Raw genomic sequence first — 15,881 nt, 5'->3', positions numbered from 1 at the left:
GGCGTGCTTTAAGGCAGGAAAGAGAGAACACCATCATGACCATTCTTCTTCTGGCCGACCACGACAATGTCAGCCTTTCCGACCAGACCGCCAAGGCGCTGACGGCAGCAAGCCAGATCGGCTCCGATATCCACATCCTCGTCGCCGGCAAGGGCGCCAAGACTGCGGCCGATGCCGCTGCCAAGCTCGCCGGCGTCTCCAAGGTGCTGCTGGCCGAAAGCGACGCGCTTGCCAACAATCTGGCCGAACCGCTTGCCGACCTGATCGTCTCGCTGGCCGGCTCCTATGACACCATCGTCTCTGCCGCCACCTCGGTCGGCAAGAACGTGCTGCCGCGCGTCGCTGCCCTGCTCGATGTCGCCCAGGTCTCGGAGATCATCGAGGTTGTCAGCCCCGACACCTTCAAGCGGCCGATCTATGCCGGCAATGCCATCCAGACGGTGCAGGCAAGCGATACCAGGAAGGTGATCACCGTGCGCACCGCCTCGTTTGCTTCCGCCACGGAAGGCGGGTCTGCCTCTGTCGAGGCGATCGCGGCGGTCTCCGATCCGGGTCTGTCGCGTTTCGTGAAGGATGCGCTGTCGGCCTCCGACCGTCCGGAGCTGACCTCGGCGAAGATCATCCTCTCCGGCGGCCGGGCACTTGGCTCTGCGGAAAAATTCAAGGAAGTCATCCTGCCGCTTGCCGACAAGCTCGGGGCTGCCGTCGGTGCATCCCGCGCGGCCGTCGATGCCGGTTATGCGCCGAACGACTGGCAGGTCGGCCAGACCGGCAAGGTCGTCGCCCCGCAGCTCTATATCGCCGCCGGCATCTCCGGGGCCATCCAGCATCTGGCCGGCATGAAGGACAGCAAGGTGATCGTCGCCATCAACAAGGACGAGGAGGCGCCGATCTTCCAGGTCGCCGACTACGGCCTCGTCGCCGATCTGTTCGAAGCCCTGCCGGAACTGGAAAAGGCGCTCTAATGCAGGTCGCGCAAAGACCGAAAGCGCGAGAAGCGAATCCGAAAGATCACGACGCGCTTCAAACGCCTCAAATGCTTTTCTTTCGCACTTGCGAATGACTGGAAAATTATCTTTTATCGGGCTACTACTGCTGCCGGGCGATCCTTCGTCCGGCAGCATTGCTAAAAAATGCGGCAGCGCGGGGGCAGATGCCGTGCGGGGGTTTGGAGATGAATGCGGTGTTGAAGAATATTGGTATTATCGGTGCCGGCCAGATGGGCTGCGGCATCGCGCATGTTTCGGCCGCCGCAGGTTACAGGGTTCACATCTACGATCTCTCACAGGATCGCATCGAGTCTGGCCTTGCCACCATCAACGGCAACCTGGCTCGTCTGGTGACGAACAGCAAGATGACCGAAGAGGAGCGCAAGTCGACCCTGTCGCTCATCACGGGCTCGTCCGATGTCAATGATCTCGCACCCTCCGATCTCGTCATCGAGGCCGCCACCGAGGATGAAACGGTCAAGCGCAAGATCTATGCGCAGGTTTGTCCAGTCCTGAAGCCGGAAGCGCTGCTTGCCACCAACACCTCTTCCCTTTCAATCACCCGGCTTGCTGCCGCCACCGACCGCCCCGAACGCTTCATGGGCATTCATTTCATGAACCCGGTGCCGGTGATGAAGCTGGTCGAACTGGTGCGCGGCATCGCCACCGATGAGAAGACCTTCTCGGCCGCCAAGGAATTCGTCGGCACGCTGGAAAAGACCATCACTGTCGCCGAGGATTTCCCGGCCTTCATCGTCAACCGCATCCTACTGCCGATGATCAACGAGGCGATCTACACGCTCTATGAAGGCGTCGGCACGGTCGACGCCATCGACACGGCGATGAAACTCGGCGCCAACCATCCGATGGGACCGCTGCAGCTTGCCGATTTCATCGGCCTCGACACCTGCCTTTCGATTATGCAGGTGCTGCATGACGGCCTGGCGGACTCGAAATACCGCCCCTGCCCGCTACTGGTGAAATATGTCGAGGCCGGCTGGCTCGGGCGCAAGTCCGGCCGCGGCTTCTACGACTATCGCGGCGAAGTGCCGGTCCCGACACGGTAAGTAAGCAGGCATTATCAGAACGGGCGAATAGACCGGACGCCCGTGAAATGCTTTCCTTGCCGTGAATGGGAGGAAACGCCATGTCGACCGAAACACCGATGTTCCTGCTGCAATGCTGCGTCCTTATCGGAATTGCCGGCGTTTTCCTGATCAGAGGCGATGGCGACTCCTGACTGATATCCTTACGATCCGATCGCACCCTTGATGAGAGTCTTGGCGTCCTCGCTGTCCCAGGCGGCGGGTCCGTTCATGGCGGAGATCAGGCAGCCCTTGTCGTCGATCAGCAGCGTCACCGGCAGCCCCATGGCGAGCCCCTCTTTCTTCAGGCTGTTGAACACCGCAATCGTTTTGTCGCGATAGAGCTGCAGCGCATCGACGCCGGTCTCGGCCAGGAAGGTCTTCGGCTTGTCGTCGTCGCCGCTGTCGATATTGACGGGCACGACCTGGAACTTGTCGCTGCCCATCTCCTTTTCGAGCGCGTTCAGCGCCGGCATCTCCTCGCGGCAGGGAACGCACCATGTCGCCCAGAGATTGAGGAGCACGGTCTTGCCGGCAAAATGATCGAGCGTCAGCGGCTTGCCGTCCGGCCCGTTGAAGGAGACCGCCGTCAGCTTGCGCGGCTCATAGGCGGCGACCATGGCGGCCACCTGCCCCTTCATCAGCGGTGTAACGCTGGCGATGCGATCCCGGGCCAGCTTGCATTCGACAGACGCCGTCTCACCGCCGCCATTGCCAATCCCCGTCTCCTTCACGTATACCGCAGCCGCACCGGCAACGACGCCCGCGACGGCGGCTATCGCGATCCATTTCACGGATGGCAGCCCGAGGGATTTCTTTGTCGTCATTTCATTCTCCAGGACATGCATTCAAGGCGGGCACCTTCATGGCCGACACCACGGATACCAAATCTTCAAACCAGATGTGGGGCGGGCGTTTCGCCTCCGGCCCGGACGCGATCATGGAGGAGATAAATGCCTCGATCGGTTTCGACAAGAAGCTTTTCGCGCAGGACATCCGCGGTTCGATCGCCCACGCGACCATGCTCGCCCATCAGGGGATCATATCGGCCGAGGATAAGGACAAGATCGTTCACGGGCTAAACACGATCCTGTCAGAAATCGAGAGCGGCAATTTCGAATTTTCGCGCCGGCTCGAAGACATCCATATGAATATCGAAGCGCGTCTGGCGACGCTGATCGGACCGCCAGCCGGCCGGCTGCATACCGCCCGCTCGCGCAACGACCAGGTCGCGCTCGACTTCCGCCTCTGGGTGAAGGAAGAACTCGAGAAGACCGAGAAGATGCTGACCGGCCTGATCGCCGCCTTTCTCGACCGCGCCGAAGAGCATGCCGAAAGCGTCATGCCGGGCTTCACCCATCTGCAGGCCGCCCAGCCCGTGACCTTCGGCCATCACTGCATGGCCTACGTCGAAATGTTCGGCCGCGACCGCTCACGCGTGCGCCACGCCATCGAGCATCTGGACGAAAGCCCGATCGGCGCGGCGGCCCTTGCAGGCACCGGTTATCCGATCGACCGCCATATGACTGCCAAGGCGCTGGGCTTCCGCGAGCCGACCCGCAACTCCATCGATACGGTCTCCGACCGCGACTTCGCCATCGAGTTCCTGTCGATCGCCGCGATATCCGGCATGCACCTGTCGCGTCTCGCCGAAGAGATCGTCATCTGGTCGACCCCGCAATTCGGTTTCGTGCGCCTCTCCGATGCCTTCTCGACTGGCTCCTCGATCATGCCGCAGAAGAAGAACCCGGATGCGGCTGAGCTGGTGCGCGCCAAGACCGGCCGCATCAACGGTTCGCTGGTGGCGCTGCTGACGATCATGAAGGGCCTGCCGCTCGCCTATTCCAAGGACATGCAGGAAGACAAGGAACAGGTCTTCGACGCGGCCGAGAGCTTGGAACTGGCGATCGCCGCCATGACCGGTATGGTGCGCGACATGACCGTCAACACCGCGCGCATGAAGGCTGCGGCCGGCTCAGGCTTCTCGACGGCAACCGACCTTGCCGACTGGCTGGTGCGCGAAGCGGGCCTACCCTTCCGCGATGCCCATCACGTCACCGGCCGGGCCGTGGCGCTTGCCGAAAGCAAGGGCTGCGATCTTGCCGAACTGCCGCTCGCCGACCTGCAGGCGATCCATTCCGCGATCACCGACAAGGTCTACGACGTGCTGACTGTCGAAGCCTCGGTCGCCAGCCGCAAGAGCTTCGGCGGTACCGCACCCTCTGAGGTGCGCAAGCAGATCGCTTTCTGGCGCGCCCGCAACTGAGGAATATCACGCGGCGCAAGCCGCCGCGGCCTTGGCGCACAGGCGGAAAGACCGTCCAACAATCAGGGTGCACAAGGCGGATAAACTTCGCTATGACAATGTCCATCAGAATGCCGCCGAAGAGGATATCCATGCAGAAGAGCTTGCCGCATCTCATCCGCCTGACGGCGGTTCTCGCCGTCATCGGCCTTGCCGTTGCCGGATGCGGGCGCAAGGGCGATCTCGATCCGCCGAGTGCTGCGGCAACCAAGGAAGGTGACGTTTCCAAGCCGACAAAACAGCCGGGAACCGTCGATAAGCCCTTCCTTCTCGATCCCCTTCTTTAAGGCATAAGCCCGTGAACCATTTCGAGTACCGCGACGGCGTCCTGCATGCCGAAAACGTCCCCGTTCCCGAGATCGCCAAGGCGGTCGGCACGCCCTTCTACGTCTATTCCACCGCGACGCTGGAGCGCCATTACCGGGTCTTCTCCGAGGCCTTCGCCGATATGGACTCCATGGTCTGTTACGCGATGAAGGCGAATTCGAACCAGGCCGTGCTGAAGACACTTGGCCGCCTCGGCGCCGGCATCGACGTCGTCTCCGAAGGCGAGCTGCGCCGCGCGCTCGCCGCCGGCATCTCGGCCAGCCGCATCATGTTTTCAGGTGTCGGCAAGACGCCGCAGGAAATGGATTTCGCTCTCGAGGCAGGCATCTACTGCTTCAATGTCGAATCCGAGCCTGAGCTCGAAATCCTCAACCAGCGTGCCGTCAGCGCGGGCAAGAAAGCGCCGGTCTCCTTCCGCATCAATCCCGATGTCGATGCAAAAACACATTCGAAGATCTCGACCGGCAAGAAGGAAAACAAGTTCGGCATCTCCTGGGAGCGTGCCCGCGCCATCTATGCCCATGCCGCCAAGCTGCCGGGCATCGAGGTCACCGGCATCGACATGCATATCGGCAGCCAGATCACCGAGCTGCAGCCCTTCGACGACGCCTTCAAGCTGCTGCACGACCTTGTCGCGACGCTGCGCGCCGACGGCCACACGATCGACCATGTCGATATCGGCGGCGGCCTCGGAATTCCCTATAAGGACGACAACAATCCGCCGCCGCTGCCGGACGCTTATGCGGCGATCGTCAAGAACCAGCTGCGCGGCCTCAACTGCAAGATCATCACCGAGCCCGGCCGCCTGATCGTCGGCAATGCCGGCATCCTGGTGACCGAAGTCCTCTATGTGAAGGATGGCGGCGAGAAGACCTTCGTCATCGTCGACGGCGCGATGAACGATCTGATCCGCCCGACCCTCTACGAGGCCTATCATGAGATCCGCCCGGTGACGATTTCGGCGGCGAACGCCCCGCGCATCCGCGCCGACGTGGTCGGCCCCGTCTGCGAGACCGGCGATTACCTGGCACTCGACCGCGAGATGGCGACGCCGAAGCCCGGCGACCTGATCGCCGTCAGCACGGCCGGCGCCTATGGCGCGGTGCAGGCCGGCACCTATAACAGCCGGCTGCTGGTGCCCGAGGTTCTGGTCAAAGGCAGCGATTTCCATACGATTCGCCCGCGCAGAACCTATGCCGAACTGATCGGCCTCGACTCCGTTCCTGCCTGGCTCGACTGAAGCAGCCATCACTTTTTGGCGAATAAACGTGAAAAGCCGGTATTGCCGGCCGCTCGCCCTCGCCTTCGCCACAAAGAGTGTTATCCTTGTCAGTCATGAGCGTATTGCCCTGCAATCGCCGGAAGCGCCCTCTGTTCCAGAACGCCAGATCGCGGAGACCGGACCGATGACAAGCCCCTCAAGGCAGAGGAAAGGTGCGTTTGCGCTCCGCCCCTCGCTTGCCCGGCTGGTGACGACAAAACGCCTGCTGGCGCGCGTGGTGCTGTTTTTCGAGCAGTTGCTTCCGCCCTTGATGTCGGTCCTGGCAGTCATCGCCTTTTACCTCGCAGCCTCTTGGTTCGGCCTCTTCCGCAGTGTGCCGGACTGGCTGCGCATCCTGCTGCTGATCGCCTTTGCCGCTGCTTTTCTCGTCTCACTGCTGCCCTTGCGCAATCTGCGCTGGCCGGGGGTCGCCGAAGCCGACCGCATGCTGGAAGAGCGCAACGGCCTGCCGCACCAGCCGGTGACCGTCCAGGAAGACGAGCCGGCCTTCGATACGCCCTTCGCCCGCGCGCTCTGGCGCGAGCACCAGACCCGCATGGCCGAAAAGATCGCAGCCCTCGATGCTGGACTGCCGCGGCCGGATATCGCCGCGCATGACCGTTTTGCCCTGCGCGCCGTGCCTGCGCTGCTGCTGGTCACCGCTTTCGCCTATTCGCTGTCGATCAACGGCGGCTCGCTCGGCGACGCGTTTCAGGCCGCGCCCGAACAGGTGGTCGTCGATCCGGCGGTGCGCATCGACGCCTGGGTGACCCCGCCCTCCTATACCGGCCGCGCCCCGGTCTACTTGACCGCTGACGGCAGCGAGCAGGCGCCGATTGGCATTCCGCAGTTCTCAGGCCTCACCGTTCGTGTCAGCGGCGGAAAGACCACCGAAAAGGTCGTGTTCCGCAAGGCGAACGGCCAGGCGCAGGATATCGCCGTGCAGGCGGATACCAAGCCGCGGCAGGCGGCGGCAGGCAGCGAACCGCCGAAGACGACGCCGGCCGGTGAAGCGCCCACCAGCCAGGCACTGGTCGCTCAGACGCATGTGATGAAGCTGGAAGAAAATGGCGCCCTCGAAGTCAACGGCCGCCGCTGGAGCTTCGATGTCCTCCCCGACAAGGCGCCGGAGATCGCCTTCGACGGGCTGCCGAAGCCCAGCGTCAACGGCGCGCTTGAAATCGGCTTTACCGTCAAGGACGATTACGGCGTTCAGGAAGCGCATGCGGAGATCGTCCCGGTCGACACCGATCCGACTGCGACGCCGCTCTATCCTTTGCCGGAATACCGGCTGGATATTCCCCGCCGCAACGCCCGCGACGCCAAGGGCGTGACCAGCCGCAACCTGACCGAACATCCGCTCGCCGGCAAGCGCGTGCGCGTGACGCTCGTCGCCAAGGATGGCGCCGGTCAGACCGGCCGCAGCCCGCCGCATGAGATGGTCCTGCCGTCGCGGCCCTTCAACGAGCCGCTTGCTGCGGCCGTCGCCGAGGAGCGGCAGGTTTTCGCGCTCGACACCCGCAAGATGCCGCAGGCAATCGCGCTGAACGAGGCGCTGACCATCCGTCCCGAGGAGACCATCCCCAAGCTCACCAATTATCTGCTGCTGGAATCCGCCTTGACGCGCATGAAGCTTGCAAGGGGCGAGGAGGCGCTGAAGGATACGGCTCAGTATCTCTGGGAGATCGCTCTCGGCATGGAGGACGGCGATCTTTCGCTTGCCGAGCGCAAGCTGCGCGAGGCCCAACAGAAACTTGCCGACGCATTGGACCGCAACGCGCCGGACGAGGAAATCAAGAAGCTGATGGATGAGCTGCGCAAGGCAATGCAGGACTACATGACCGAGCTTGCCCAACGCATGCAGAACGCGCCGATGCAGCCGAACCAGAACGCCCAGAACATCCTGCGCCAGCAGGATCTGGAACGGATGATGGACCAGATCGAAAATCTCGCCCGCTCTGGCAATCGCGACGCAGCCCAGCAGATGCTGTCGGAATTGCAGCGCATGATGAACAATCTGCAGGCCGGCAGGCCGCAGCGCGGCCAGCAGAGCCAGGAAAACAGCGAAGCCCGCAAGCAGATCGACAAGCTCGGCGAGATCCTGCGCGACCAGCAGAAGCTGATGGAACAGACCTTCCGTCTCGATCAGCAGCTCCGGGACCGCATGCAGCGCGGCGAACCCGACATGGGCGAAAACGATCCGCTGCTCGATGAGATGAACCCTGGCGAGAACGGCGAGCCGCAGGATCAGCAACAGGGCCAGCAAGGCAAGGACGGCCAGCAGCCCTCCGACCAGATGACCGCCGAGCAGTTGCGTGAGGCGCTGAAACAGCTGCGCGCCCAGCAGGATGCGCTCGGCAAGCAGCTCGGCGAATTGCAGAAGAGCCTCGGCGAGTTGGGCATGAAGCCCGGCCCCGGTTTCGGCCAGGCGCAACGCGAGATGGAGGGTGCAGGCCGTGAGCTTGGCCAGGGCCGCGGCCAGCCGGCCATCGAGGGCCAGGGCCGCGCGCTCGAAGCGCTTCGCCAGGGCGCCCGCGACATGATGAACCAGATGATGCAGGCCCAGCAGGGCCAGCAGGGCCAAGGTCCGAACGGTCAGGTCGGTCAGGGGGATCAGAACGGCCGTGATCCGCTCGGCCGTCCGCGTCGCGTCCAGGGGCCGGATTTCGGCGACGACGTGAAGGTGCCCGACGAGATCGACGTTCAGCGCGCCCGGGAAATCCTCGACGCGATCCGCGAAAAGCTCGGCAATAATCCGCCGCAGGAAATGGAACGGCGGTATCTCGAACGGTTGCTGGATATTCAGTAGGCCTTACGCCGCCGTATAATCGATCGGCGGCGTGTTAAACCTGTGTCACGTAAAAAATATGCATGACGCCGCCCGAAACCCATTCAGGCGTTTCGGCGGTATGCTTCTCAGGCGACGAGCGCCCGGGCGACTGCTTTGCGAATATCGGGAAGCGCGAAAGGTTTCGCGACGACGTCGATGATCTTTTCGGCAAGATCGTCGGCCCGTTCGCGCTGCTCGGCATAGCCGGTCATCAACAGGATCTTCAGGCCGGGAAAGGCGTCTTTTGCCTGGTGGGCGAGTTCGATGCCGTCCATTACGGGCATGCGGATATCTGAAAGCAGCAGATCGTAGGCCCCGTCCCTCAGCTTCTCCAGTCCCTCGGCGCCATCAGCCGCTTCATCGGTCTCGTGACCGTCGAGCCTGAGCGCCCGGGCTACGAAAGACCGCAGGGAGTCCTCGTCTTCCGTAATCAGAATTCTTGCCATATGTGCATTGCTCCGTCTTCAGCCCACGACGGAAATCACCAGACTTTCCTTTTCGATCGGTAAAGATGTCGAAGCGATGGACGGAATGGTTAACAACCCGTCTCGACAGCGCCAGCTCAGGCGTCGCCGGTGACCACGCCGACGAAGGGCAGTTCGCGAAAGGCGTAAGCCACATCCATGCCGTAGCCGACGACGAAATAGTCGGGGCATTCGAAGCCGACATAATCGGCCTCCAGCTTTTCCTTGCGCTTGACACGCTTGTCGAGCAGCACGGCAATGGTGACGTTGCGCGCACCGCGCTCGAACAGCAGTTCCTTGGCAAAAAGTAGGGTGCGGCCGGATTCGAGGATATCGTCGATCAGCAGGACGTCGCGGCCATGGACGTCGCTGTCGATATCCTTGACGATGCGCACGCCCTGCGAGACCGTGCCAATGCCATAGCTCGACAGGGTGATGAACTCGACCTCCGGGGCAAGCCCGCTATCATGCAGGGCGCGGATCAGGTCGGCGGCGAAGATGAACGAACCCTTGAGCACGGCGATGACGAGCAGGTCCTTGGTCGGCCCGTTGGCGATCTCCCGCGCCATCGAATGATTGCGCTCGGCGATCTGCTCGGCAGTGAAGAGCGGCTCGATATTTTTTCCGCGCACGACAGGCATAAGGGCTTGCTCCATGAAAAGAAGGGTAAGCCGTTAGCACATATGCGAGCTTGAAACAGCCTCGTCAGCCATGAAATTAACGGTATTGGCGTGACTTGCGGGGGAAAGCCAGCCATTCCGTGTCAAGTCGCTCTCTACGGCAGGAACGACAGCCTGACTTCCGGCAGTTTTCCACCGGCATGCTGGACGCGTGCCGAGAAGCCCCGGCTCTGGCCGCCATAGATGACATCGGAGGGCGGATTGATGACAATGCTTGCGGTCAGTCGCTCGTCGGTCACAAGATCGGCGCGGATCGGATGCACCGTCTGCGTCGTGCCGCTGTCGTTTTCGATGATGCCGTTGATCACGAGCACCCGCATGCCGTTCGCGTCACGCGGCGCCACCGTCACATGGGTGAAGTGTAGCGGCGCTCCGGAATAGGCCGGCTCGGCGGAAAAGCCGGAGAAGCCGCCCGCAAGCCCGAAGACGAGTACGGCGAGCGCCAGCACCAAGCCTGCGAAGCTCCGAATCGACGCCCGCTGCAGGAAAACTTCCACGTCGCGCAGAACAGTTGCCATCGCCGGTGTCTGCGGCGGCTGTGCTGCCTGTGCTTGCGCCGCGCGCCGGCGGTTGTCGTTATAGGTCCTCGCAGTGAATTCCTTCGGGCGGACTTTGCCGAGCGTGACGAATTCCGCGTCGGAAATATCGGCGGGACGCGCGGCCCGGTACTTTCGGGCTGCAGGTTCCGGCGGCAGGAAATCATAGGCCTGGCCTGGCGCCCGGCGGCTGAAGGAGGATGCTTCCATGGTGGCTGCCTCGCAGATGTCCACATGGTTTCGCTGCCGGGGACAATCTTGGCATTGAAACGAATCCTGCTCAGTCGTAAATTTTAATGGTTAATGCTTCGCAAAGATCGCCATCAAACGGGCGTCTTTCCGGCAAAATTTACCGGCTGTTAACGGTGTTGGTTAACAAGTCACGCGGTGAAACCCACAACAGACTGAGCTGCCCGTTGATCCACTTCGAGAATGTCGGTTTGCGCTATGGCATGGGCCCGGAAATCCTCCGGGACCTGACCTTCGACATTCCGAAGAAATCCTTTCAGTTCCTGACGGGCCCATCGGGCGCCGGCAAGACGTCGCTGCTGCGGCTGCTCTTCATGTCGCTGCAGCCGACGCGCGGCCTGATCCGCATGTTCGGGCGCGACATTTCCGAAATCCCCCGCCCCGAACTGCCACTGCTGCGCCGCCGCGTCGGCATCGTCTTCCAGGATTTCCGTCTGCTCGATCATCTCACCACCTATGAGAATGTGGCTTTGCCCTTACGGGTGCGCGGCAAGGATGAGAGTTCCTACAAGACCGACGTCCTGGAACTGTTGAAATGGGTGGGCCTCGGCGAACGCATCAACGTGCTGCCGCCGGTGCTCTCCGGCGGCGAGAAACAGCGCGCCGCAATCGCCCGGGCGCTGATGGACCGGCCGGAAGTGCTGCTTGCCGACGAACCCACAGGCAATGTCGACCCGCCGATGGCCAAGCGCCTGCTCAATCTTTTCCTTGAGCTGAACCGCCTCGGCACAGCCGTTGTGATCGCCACGCATGACCTGGCGCTGATGGAACAGGTGGAAGCCCGCCGTATGATCCTCTCGGGGGGGCATCTCGATATCTATGACTGAGCCTCCATCCAGAAACCCGGACAAGGCGCCGGCCAAGACTGAGCAGAAGCGGCCGGAAATGCGCGTGCGCCCGACGGCGCCGATCCTGCCGCCGTCCAACATCCAGGGCAGCGCCTTGATGGTGGTGATATCGATCATGGCCTTTCTCGCCTGCCTGACGCTCGGCGGCGTCAGCATGGTCCGCTCGACGGCGGCGAGCTGGGAGAGCCAGATCTCCCGCGAGATCACCATCCAGATCAAGCCGGACGACAATCTCGACATGGAAAAGGCGCTGACTCAGGCGCGTGACCTGGCGCTGACCTTCGTCGGCACCAAGAGCGGCCAGATCGTCGACGAGGCGGCCACCGCCCGCCTGCTCGAACCCTGGCTCGGCCCCGGTCTCGATCTCAAGGACCTGCCCGTTCCCCGCCTCGTCATCATCACCATCGACGAGAGCAATCCGCCGGATTTCGATTCCATGCGGGCGCTGCTGAAAGACAGTATTCCGCAGGCCACCCTCGACGATCACCGCACCTGGGTCGACCGGCTGGTGTCCATGGCCCATACGACCGTGATGATCGGCACCGGCATCCTGCTCCTGGTCTTCTCGGCGATGGTGCTGACCGTCGTCTTCGCCACGCGCGGCGCGCTGTCGGGCAACCGCCACATCGTCGAAGTTCTGCACTTCGTCGGCGCCGAAAGCTCCTTCGTCGCCACCGAATTTCAGAAGCATTTCCTGAAGATCAGCCTCAAGGGCTCGGCGATCGGCAGCGCCCTTGCCGCTCTCTTCTTCGCCACCGCCGGCTTTTGGCAGAGCCGCACGCTGGCCACCCCGGAAACCGATCAGGCGACGGCACTGTTCGGCACCTTCTCCGTCGGCGTGCTCGGTTATGCCGGCATCTTCGCAACGATGATCGTCATTGCCCTTCTGACGACCTTCACCGCGCGCCTGACCGTCATGCGGACGATCTATGAAATCGATACATTGCGCTCGGACCCGACACGCACCGACGGCATTGCGAGTTGATCGTGACCATGCCGTTTTGTGATGAAAGCGTCTGTTCCGCGCCGCAATCAGCGTATAGTCACGATTCATGACGATGGGAGATACGACACCCAACCCGATTCATCAGGACCCGGGGCTTGACCGCCCGGTGGCGTTGCCGCCGCGGCGCGGGCTGATCCGGCGCCTGTTGCGCTGGGGCGGTTTTGCCTGCGTGCTGGCGATCGCGCTGGTGTTCGGCGGTTTCCTGCGTTTTGCCGATTCGGTCACGACGCTGAAGCCGCCGGCCGAGCCGAAGGCCGATGCGATCGTCGTGCTGACGGGCGGCTACCAGCGCATCGACCAGGCCGTGGAACTGCTGCAGAAAGGCGCCGGCAAGCGCTTGCTCATCTCCGGCGTCCACCCGACGACGACCCCGGCGCAAATCCGCAGGATGACGCAGGGTTCGGCCGATCTTTTCTCCTGCTGTGTCGATATCGGCTACGATGCGATCGACACGATTGGCAATGCCGAAGAAGCTTCGAACTGGATCCACGCCAAGGGATATCGCAGCGTTCTGATCGTCACCAACAACTACCACATGCCGCGCAGCCTTGCCGAACTCTCCTATGTCGACCCCGATATCGAGTTCATCGCTTACCCTGTGGTCAATTCGGATTTGAAGAGCCGAAACTGGTTCACCGACCCGAATGCAATGCGCGTCATGCTGGCCGAATATGCCAAAGTGCTGTTGACCGGCGCCCGCAACATCACCGGCTTCGGCCGCCACACAGGGCTGCGCTCGGCCAGCGCTACCGCCCAGCAATAGAGCGCCGCGTCCGACTCGCTTCCGGCTTTTGCATCAAGGCGGAATCAAACGCTTTTTATGACGGGCAATATCGTGTAGGCCGGTCGCGTGAGCATGCCTCGGGAAAGTTTCATGATCGCCCTGCGTTCCGTCCTCTTCAACATGATCTTCTACGCCAACCTCATCATCAGGATGATCGTGCTCTCGCCCTATTATTTCCTGGCGCCGCGCCTGACCGCCTATGCGATCCCGAAAAACTGGGCGCGCTCCAACCATTGGCTGATGCGGGTGATCGTCGGCACCACCTTCGAGATCGAAGGCTTGGAGAACCTGCCGGAAGGCAGCTATATCCTGGCGCCGAAGCACCAGTCCTTCTGGGATACCTATGCCCTGCTGCCCTGGCTGAAAGACCCGGTCTACATTCTCAAGCGCGAACTGATGTGGATTCCGCTGTTCGGCTGGTATGCCAAGAAGCAGCGGGTAATCCCGGTCGATCGCGGAGCCCGCGGCAAGGTGATGGTGGAGGTGCTGAAGCGCACGAAGGAAGAGCTTTCGACCGGCCGCCAGCTGATCATCTATCCCGAGGGCACCCGCCGTCCGCCGGGCGCCGAGCCGGTCTATAAATACGGCATCGCTCGCATGTATCGCGATCTCGCCATCCCCGTGGTGCCGATCGTCATGCATCCCGGACTGTTCTGGCCGCGCCGGAGCATTCGTCGTTATCCCGGCCATTTCAAGGTGAGAATCCTGCCGCCGATCATGCCGGGAATGGATCCGGACGCGTTTTTCGCCCATCTGATCGAGGTATCGGAGCGGGCAAGCGACGAGCTTCTGCTCGAAACCGTCGAGGCTAACCCGCATGTGCCGCTGCCGCCGACTGCGGTCGAAAGGGTAGCGGAGCTTCGTAAGCTGAAGGCGGCGACCGCCTGAAGTCACACGGCGCGCAGCCGCTCCACTTCGCCGACGACCTGTTCAAGCCAATGGTCGCGAATGCCCATCTGCCGCAGATGCGCCAGCGTGTTGAAGACATAGGCGTCGTTGGGGCCTGACTGACCCTTGGCCTCGTTCACCACCCGCGCCGCCGCAAGCGCGTCGAGCGTGCCGGCATATTGCTCGTGGTCGCGATCAGCGATGTAAGTCACCGCCTCCATCCGGCGCCGGCCGGCAAGCTGCAGCTGCACCCGGCGCTCCAGGTAGACATTGGTCACCAGCTCGCGGGCGCGGAGATAATCGATCACCTCATCCCATTTTTCCGGGGAAATGCGGAACGCCATGCCGCGGCAGGCGCCGCCCCTGTCGAGGCCGAGAACCAGGCCCGGATTGTCGCGCGTGCCGCGATGGACGAAGGAGCGGACGCAGAGCGAGCGCCTGTAGCCGTAGATCAGAGCCTCTGCCCGCTCCGTGAATTCGAAGCCCGGATTCCACATCAGCGAACCGTAGCCAAATACCCAAAATTCGTCCATATCGCACGCCAGACCGGAATCACATTTGCGATTCACCATTGGAGAACATCATGGCAGCGTCAAGCCAATCCGGTAGCAGCCAATCCGGCAGCGGTAAGAAATTCTGGCTGCTGGGCGGCGGCATCCTCCTGGTGATCGCGCTTTATACCGGCGGCTGGTTCTATGCGGCCTCGGCGTTGAAGACCACGGTGCTGAAGGCGATCGCGCCGCGCGATCAGGCAGGCGTCAGCGGCGAATGCTCCGATATCGAATTCCGCGGCTATCCTTTCCGTATTGGGCTGTTCTGCTCGAAGATCGATGTCGACGACACTGCCAACGGCGTCTCCGCCACCTTTGGCGCGTTGCGTTCGGCAGCCCAGGTCTATGCGCCCGGCAATATCGTCTGGGAGCTCGATTCGCCGGCTGAAATCCGCACCAGCAACGGCCTTTCGATCTCGGCCCAATGGGCAAATCTGCAGGCGAGTCTGGCGACCAAACTGCAGGGCATCAATCGCAGCTCGACCGTGATCGAGGGCCTGAAGGCGACCGCGGTTTCCTCCTATACTGGCCAGACCATCAGCTTCGATGCGGCTCGCACCGAGATCCATCTGCGCCAGAACGGGGCCGATCTGGACGGCGCAATCTCCGTGCAGGATGCGAATACGGCGATCAAGGACTGGCCGCAGATCTTCCCGAAATTCTCTGCCAGCGTCGATCTGACCATCGCCGGCAAGGCCGGCCTGATCGACGGCAGCGACCCGAGCGGCCTCAATGGTGCCGCCGGCGAACTGCGCCGCATCGTCGCCGACATCGGCGACGGCAAGGTGATGACGCTTACCGGTCCCTTCTCCGTCGACGAGCACGGTCTGCTCTCGGGAAAATTCAAGCTGGAGATCGAACAGCTCGGCCCCTGGGGCGACAGCCTGAAACAGGCCTTCCCGGATATCGCCCCGACGGTCAAGACGGCGACGAAGCTACTGCAGTCGCTGGCCGGCGGCAAGGACAAGGTCTCCGTCGATCTCGTTGTCGATCGCGGCAACGCCACCGTCAGCGGCTTCATCCCGCTCGGCCGGATTCCGCCGATCTAATGCATGTCGCCCGGAAGCGTGCAGCGGTC

Annotated in this window: 16 protein-coding genes; 11 read left to right on the top strand and 5 right to left on the bottom strand. The window is 62.5% G+C overall.

The genetic code is table 11. The features are described 5' to 3' along the window. Positions 1-35 precede the first annotated feature (35 nt). Both K6N12_RS29320 and K6N12_RS29315 read left to right on the top strand, forming a co-directional pair. Positions 36-965: an electron transfer flavoprotein subunit alpha/FixB family protein gene (locus K6N12_RS29320; RefSeq protein ID WP_222149059.1), complete on the top strand. Its 930-nt coding sequence runs from the start codon at positions 36-38 to the stop codon at positions 963-965. A 209-nt stretch (positions 966-1,174) separates the two neighbouring features. Then, positions 1,175-2,056, top strand: a complete 882-nt coding sequence (locus tag K6N12_RS29315) for a 3-hydroxybutyryl-CoA dehydrogenase (RefSeq protein ID WP_003589968.1) — start codon at positions 1,175-1,177, stop codon at positions 2,054-2,056. A 182-nt stretch (positions 2,057-2,238) separates the two neighbouring features. On the opposite strand, the gene tlpA is transcribed toward K6N12_RS29315, so the two are convergent. Next, positions 2,239-2,901 carry a thiol:disulfide interchange protein TlpA gene (gene tlpA, locus K6N12_RS29310; RefSeq protein ID WP_097629652.1) on the bottom strand — a complete coding sequence of 221 codons (663 nt, stop codon included), beginning with the start codon at positions 2,899-2,901 and terminating at the stop codon, positions 2,239-2,241. 38 nt (positions 2,902-2,939) lie between these two features. On the opposite strand from tlpA, the gene argH reads away from it, so the two are divergent. The 4 genes from argH to K6N12_RS29290 all read left to right on the top strand — a co-directional run bounded on the left by argH (position 2,940) and on the right by K6N12_RS29290 (position 8,776). Next, positions 2,940-4,340, top strand: a complete 1,401-nt coding sequence (argH, locus tag K6N12_RS29305; RefSeq protein ID WP_097629651.1) for an argininosuccinate lyase — start codon at positions 2,940-2,942, stop codon at positions 4,338-4,340. A 131-nt stretch (positions 4,341-4,471) separates the two neighbouring features. Further along, positions 4,472-4,666: an LPS translocon maturation chaperone LptM gene (lptM, locus tag K6N12_RS29300; protein WP_003582619.1), complete on the top strand. Its 195-nt coding sequence runs from the start codon at positions 4,472-4,474 to the stop codon at positions 4,664-4,666. Between the two features lie 11 nt (positions 4,667-4,677). After that, positions 4,678-5,946 (top strand): diaminopimelate decarboxylase, encoded by a 1,269-nt coding sequence (gene lysA / locus K6N12_RS29295; RefSeq protein ID WP_097629650.1) that lies wholly within the window; start codon positions 4,678-4,680, stop codon positions 5,944-5,946. 166 nt (positions 5,947-6,112) lie between these two features. Continuing rightward, a complete protein-coding gene (locus tag K6N12_RS29290; RefSeq protein ID WP_097629649.1) occupies positions 6,113-8,776 on the top strand; it encodes a TIGR02302 family protein in 2,664 nt (887 codons plus the stop codon). Positions 8,777-8,883: 107 nt separating this feature from the next. Here K6N12_RS29290 and K6N12_RS29285 read toward each other — a convergent pair whose 3' ends face one another. The 3 genes from K6N12_RS29285 to K6N12_RS29275 form a co-directional block, all read right to left on the bottom strand. Further along, positions 8,884-9,243 (bottom strand): response regulator, encoded by a 360-nt coding sequence (locus K6N12_RS29285; RefSeq protein ID WP_003567048.1) that lies wholly within the window; start codon positions 9,241-9,243, stop codon positions 8,884-8,886. Between the two features lie 116 nt (positions 9,244-9,359). Beyond that, on the bottom strand, positions 9,360-9,902 hold the full coding sequence (gene hpt, locus K6N12_RS29280) for a hypoxanthine phosphoribosyltransferase (protein WP_003567049.1): 543 nt from the start codon (positions 9,900-9,902) through the stop codon (positions 9,360-9,362). A gap of 134 nt (positions 9,903-10,036) precedes the next feature. Next, the gene (locus K6N12_RS29275; RefSeq protein ID WP_131711806.1) at positions 10,037-10,687 is read right to left on the bottom strand and encodes a hypothetical protein; all 651 of its coding nucleotides are present in this window, start codon (positions 10,685-10,687) and stop codon (positions 10,037-10,039) included. Positions 10,688-10,893: 206 nt separating this feature from the next. Between K6N12_RS29275 and ftsE the strand changes: the two genes are divergently transcribed. The 4 genes from ftsE (at position 10,894) to K6N12_RS29255 (ending at position 14,252) form a co-directional block, all read left to right on the top strand. Beyond that, positions 10,894-11,553: a cell division ATP-binding protein FtsE gene (ftsE, locus tag K6N12_RS29270; protein WP_003567051.1), complete on the top strand. Its 660-nt coding sequence runs from the start codon at positions 10,894-10,896 to the stop codon at positions 11,551-11,553. Next, positions 11,546-12,559 carry a cell division protein FtsX gene (locus K6N12_RS29265; protein WP_097629648.1) on the top strand — a complete coding sequence of 338 codons (1,014 nt, stop codon included), beginning with the start codon at positions 11,546-11,548 and terminating at the stop codon, positions 12,557-12,559. Before ftsE ends, K6N12_RS29265 begins: the two co-directional genes overlap by 8 nt. A gap of 67 nt (positions 12,560-12,626) precedes the next feature. Beyond that, entirely contained in the window at positions 12,627-13,343 is a 717-nt protein-coding gene (locus K6N12_RS29260; RefSeq protein WP_097629647.1) for a YdcF family protein, read from the top strand. Positions 13,344-13,454: 111 nt separating this feature from the next. After that, entirely contained in the window at positions 13,455-14,252 is a 798-nt protein-coding gene (locus K6N12_RS29255) for a lysophospholipid acyltransferase family protein (RefSeq protein WP_097629646.1), read from the top strand. 2 nt (positions 14,253-14,254) lie between these two features. Here K6N12_RS29255 and K6N12_RS29250 read toward each other — a convergent pair whose 3' ends face one another. Beyond that, the gene (locus K6N12_RS29250; RefSeq protein WP_097629645.1) at positions 14,255-14,785 is read right to left on the bottom strand and encodes a gamma-glutamylcyclotransferase; all 531 of its coding nucleotides are present in this window, start codon (positions 14,783-14,785) and stop codon (positions 14,255-14,257) included. Positions 14,786-14,835: 50 nt separating this feature from the next. Between K6N12_RS29250 and K6N12_RS29245 the strand changes: the two genes are divergently transcribed. Further along, positions 14,836-15,852, top strand: coding sequence for a DUF2125 domain-containing protein (locus tag K6N12_RS29245; RefSeq protein WP_097629644.1), 1,017 nt, complete (start codon positions 14,836-14,838; stop codon positions 15,850-15,852). Positions 15,853-15,881 lie beyond the last annotated feature (29 nt).

The sequence above is a fragment of the Rhizobium redzepovicii genome, assembly GCF_019793435.1.
Classification (GTDB): Bacteria; Pseudomonadota; Alphaproteobacteria; order Rhizobiales; family Rhizobiaceae; genus Rhizobium; species Rhizobium redzepovicii.
Note: the sequence above shows the minus strand (reverse complement) of the source record. Positions and strands in the feature narration are given on the sequence as shown.